At 61.7% G+C, this 3,997-nt stretch carries 5 protein-coding genes and 1 pseudogene; all 6 read right to left on the reverse strand.

Annotation, left to right across the window (positions count from 1 at the left end; genetic code table 11):
• Nucleotides 1–251: pseudogene (locus tag ACU0DV_RS20320) on the reverse strand (apolipoprotein N-acyltransferase); the annotation flags it as partial.
• Complete coding sequence (lspA, locus tag ACU0DV_RS20325; protein WP_007803461.1) at nt 248–721, reverse strand: signal peptidase II; 474 nt, start codon at nt 719–721, stop codon at nt 248–250. The gene lspA and the pseudogene ACU0DV_RS20320, both read right to left, overlap by 4 nt.
• Nucleotides 722–725: 4 nt before the next feature.
• Complete coding sequence (locus ACU0DV_RS20330; RefSeq protein ID WP_446273573.1) at nt 726–1,508, reverse strand: ZIP family metal transporter; 783 nt, start codon at nt 1,506–1,508, stop codon at nt 726–728.
• 22 nt (nt 1,509–1,530) lie between these two features.
• Nucleotides 1,531–1,989 (reverse strand): DUF411 domain-containing protein, encoded by a 459-nt coding sequence (locus tag ACU0DV_RS20335; RefSeq protein WP_007803465.1) that lies wholly within the window; start codon nt 1,987–1,989, stop codon nt 1,531–1,533.
• Between the two features lie 3 nt (nt 1,990–1,992).
• Entirely contained in the window at nt 1,993–3,366 is a 1,374-nt protein-coding gene (locus tag ACU0DV_RS20340; protein ID WP_007803467.1) for a M23 family metallopeptidase, read from the reverse strand.
• Nucleotides 3,363–3,989: an SCO family protein gene (locus tag ACU0DV_RS20345; protein WP_007803468.1), complete on the reverse strand. Its 627-nt coding sequence runs from the start codon at nt 3,987–3,989 to the stop codon at nt 3,363–3,365. The genes ACU0DV_RS20340 and ACU0DV_RS20345 overlap by 4 nt, the downstream gene beginning before the upstream one ends.
• Between the last annotated feature and the right edge of the window lie 8 nt (nt 3,990–3,997).

Consider the following 3,997-nt stretch of genomic DNA (forward strand, 5'->3'; position numbering starts at 1 on the left):
AAGCTCTCGGCGATCCAGGAAATTCCAATCCCGAATTGGCCCAGTCCGAAAGCCCAACCGACAAGGAAAGCGCGCGAGGTTGAGATGTTCCGGAGAACGATAAAGAGCACGGAGAAGGCGACAGGGACCGCGATGAGCCAAGAAAACGGCGGAAGAGTCAAAACCGTCAATCCGCCGGCAGCAAGGGCAAGACCCATGCGCTGGAACAGGTTCAGGTCCTCACTAACGAACTGCGGCAATCCCGGCTTCATGAATCGGTCTGAAGTCGAGCGCCAACCCACGGCGCAATGAGCAGCAGCATCACGCCGCCAACCACAAAAACATCGGCCATGTTGAAGGCAGGCCAGTGCGCCGTCCCGATGTAGAAATCGAGGAAATCCGTCACCGCACGATAGCGCAGGCGGTCCAGAATATTGCCGAGTGCACCGCCGATGATCGCACCATAGGCAATGGCCTCGACCCGGCTGCTGGTACGGACCAGCATGAACGCCAGCCAGACGCAGATGCCAAGCGCCAGTAAGACAAGGCTCCACCACGGCGCGCCGCCGAGAAGCCCGAAGGTCACTCCGTCATTGCGCAGGTAGATGAGATTGAAGCCGGGAAAGACCGATACGCCGGAACTAAGAACAGTCGCATTGGACACAACGATTGCCTTCGTTGCCTGATCGACAAGAAAGGCGATCAGCGCAGCAAGCAGACCGACGAAGAGGCAAGTTCTCATCAGCTTATCCCAGCCAGACGTCGAGGAACAACATGATCACAAGACCAACGGCGAGGCCGAGCGTCGCCCTGTTCTGATGGCCGGATCGGTGGGTTTCCGGAATGATCTCGTGGCTGATGACGTAGAGCATCGCACCTGCTGCGAAGGCGAGACCCCAGGGCAGCAGCGGTTGCGAAAGACTGATAATCCCTGCGCCGAGAAGTCCACCGACGGGCTCGACGAGACCGGTCAGAGCGGCGATGCCCCAGGCGCGAAGCCTGGAATAGCCCTCGCCGAGCAACGAAACCGCCACCGCCAGACCTTCGGGGGCATTCTGTAATCCAATACCGATCGCAAGTGGCAACCCGCCCGACAAACCGTCAGCCCCGAACCCGACGCCGACGGCAAGCCCTTCGGGAAAATTGTGGATAGTGATCGCGATGATGAAAAGCCAGACGCGCCGCAGCGATGCGGCGTCGGGACCTTCCCGCCCCGTCTTGAAATGTTCATGCGGTAGCCGTTCGTTCATCAGAGCGATCGCGCCCATGCCAAGCAGGATCGCAACACATACGATGGCCGCCGGGAGAGCACCGTTGTCGAACTTTGCTTCAGCTTCGTCGAGTGCCTGGATGATCAGCGTGAAGAACGAATCCGCTAGGATGACACCCGCCGCGAAGCCAAGCAGCAGATCGCGCGGGGCCCGGGACGGGATGCGCCCAAAAAGAACGGGGACCGCCCCGACCGCGGTCAGCGATCCGGCGGCCAGGCTTCCAAGAAAGCCAAGCGCTATGGGGGAGAGGGGTTCCAATTGTTAAGGTTCTGCCGCGAGTTCAGTCAGGAGCCGAGTAGCTGGTGTAGACCTCGGTCGATCCGTCTTCGTGGATCAGGAAGACATCGTAAGCCTCCCGGTCGTCCTCCGGTCCCATGCCGGGCGACCCGTAGGGCATTCCCGGCACCGCCAGGCCTACCGCGTCTGGCCGGTCCTCCAGCAGACGTTGGATGTCAGCCGCCGGCACGTGGCCCTCGATCACATAGCCGTCGACCAAAGCCGTATGGCAGGAGACCATGCGCTGCGGCACGCCATTGTCGAGTTTGAAGCGCACAAGAGATCCTCCGAACATGTCCTCGCCCATCGGCGCGAAGCCATTCTCCTCGAGGTGCTTCATCCAGGACAGGCAACAGCCGCAGCCGTTTGTCTTCCGGACGTCGATCTGAATCGCCTCTGCGACGGCCTGCGCCGCAGGAAGCAAGGCAAATGCGATGGCAAGAGCGGGAGTAAATCGTTTCATGGATCAAAGCCTTTCGGTTGTCGTCTGTGCAAATTCGCTGGCGAGCCTCTCAGCAAGAAGTGAACGCGCCTCACGCAGTCGCTCAAGCGCGGCCGTGTCGTCCGCTTCACGCTCGGCCGCCTCTGCCAATCGGTCGTCAGAGAGAGGGTCGGTTGGGCGACCGTCCACCAGCACTTCGTAATGTAGGTTGGGGCCTGTCGCGGTACCCGTCGCACCGACCCGCCCGATCATATCTCCGGCCATCACGCGTTGCCCTTGTGTGAGCCCGTCCGGTACGGCGCTCAGATGCGCATAGCGCGTCAGGGTGTCGGAGCCATGAGCGATCTCGACGACCCGGCCATACCCACCGCGTCGGCCGATGAAGCTAACGCGGCCCGGCGCCGTCGCCTGTACCGGCGTGCCGCGCGCCGCCGCGAAGTCGACTCCTGTGTGCATCCGTACATTGCCGTAGACCGGATGGGTGCGGCGCCCGAACACAGAACTCAGCCGTGCACCTTCGACCGGTTGCGCAAACACGCGCAGGACTTCTCCGTCGACATAGATCGTCGCTTGGCCGCTGCCGTCGTTCGGCCAGACGATTTCATAGACCGAGCCATCGATATCCAGTGCGGCAAAGGCAAGCTCGGGCTGACCAATCCTCTTGTTCCCGTCTCGGGCCTCGCGCCAAAGGAGGCGCATCGTCTCGCCACCCGCAAGATCACGACGGAAATCCACGGTGCCGCCCAGCATCTGCGCCAGGTCCACCGCAAAACGGGCGGGGATGTCTGCCGTGTTCAGGGCGGCGAAAATCGAGCTCTCGATCACCGCCTCGCCGGCGAAAGTCACCAATTCGGGATCCGGGTCCAACACGCGGGCGGCAAGCTGTTCGCCGAAGACCGCCTCTATCCGGACACCGTCTTCGACGGCGAGCTCTACACGACGCGGGTTGTCGTCCGTTGTGGAAACCACCGTAATGATGTGACCCGGACGCAGACGGCGCAGATCGTATTCCGTGCCAATCGCCAAGGCGATTTCGGCGCGATCCGAAGCATCCAGCCCCGCATCGGAAAGGACCGCATCAAGCGTCTCGCCGGACGCAATCTCCCGCGACCAGGTGACCAGCGGGGGCTCGATAGATGGCAAGGAGGTATCAGCGGGGGAAACGGTCAGGAGCGGCCGGGGTCTGAACTCGAATGCGATATCCGCCTGGGCGAGTGTAGGGCGGACCGAATTGGTTTCGGTAATCCGAGGCGGCGCAAGCGGATTGGGAGTCCAGAGGGTCGCTTCAGCAATCGCAGGGGGCACCGGTTCTTTGGACAGAACGCCAGAGATGGCGATGGCGGTCACCGAAAATGCGCCTGCGACCGCAACGGCCGCCAAGACAGTTCTTATCTTCATGTTGCCCCCTCTACGTCTTCTGTCAGTGCGCGCTGGATCTTCGGCACCGCGAATTCTCTTTGCTCGTGATAGTCGATCATGGTGACGAGCTCACCCTCGGCATCGAACAAGAATACGCTTGCCGTATGGTTCATCGTATAGCCGCCGCCCTCAGTCGGGACGCGCTCAAATGAGGCACGAAACCCTTCTGCAGCGCGGGCAATTTGGTCTTCCGGCCCCGTCCAGCCACGAATGACCGGATGAAAATAGCCGACATATTCGGCCATGGCCTCGACCGTGTCCCGCTCCGGGTCGACCGTGATGAAGACCACGTTCATCTCTGATGCTTCGTCGCCCAGTTCCTCAAGCCAGCCGGAAATATCCGATAGGGTCGTCGGGCAGACGTCCGGGCAGTAGGTGAACCCGAAAAACACCATTGTGGGACGACCGATCAGGTTGCCAGGCCCTACCTCATTTTCCTCGTGGTCGGTCAGCCGGAACTCCATCGCCGATAGGGGCAGGGGCCGCTGCCCTTTTGGTTCAGGCGCACCGGGCCCGTCCACCCGCCACCAGCCCACGAAGAGCGTCAGGCCAAGAACGCCGGCACCGGCTGCGCCGTATAGAAGGAGCTGCCGACGTTGCATCAGCCCTC

Source organism: Sagittula sp. (assembly GCF_052825245.1).

Coding starts and splice junctions, on each gene's coding strand:
- ACU0DV_RS20345 (WP_007803468.1), bottom strand. CDS start 3,989: ATGCAACGTCGGCAGCTCCTTCTATACGGCGCAGCCGGTGCCGGCGTT.
- lspA (WP_007803461.1), bottom strand. CDS start 721: ATGAGAACTTGCCTCTTCGTCGGTCTGCTTGCTGCGCTGATCGCCTTT.
- ACU0DV_RS20340 (WP_007803467.1), bottom strand. CDS start 3,366: ATGAAGATAAGAACTGTCTTGGCGGCCGTTGCGGTCGCAGGCGCATTT.
- ACU0DV_RS20335 (WP_007803465.1), bottom strand. CDS start 1,989: ATGAAACGATTTACTCCCGCTCTTGCCATCGCATTTGCCTTGCTTCCT.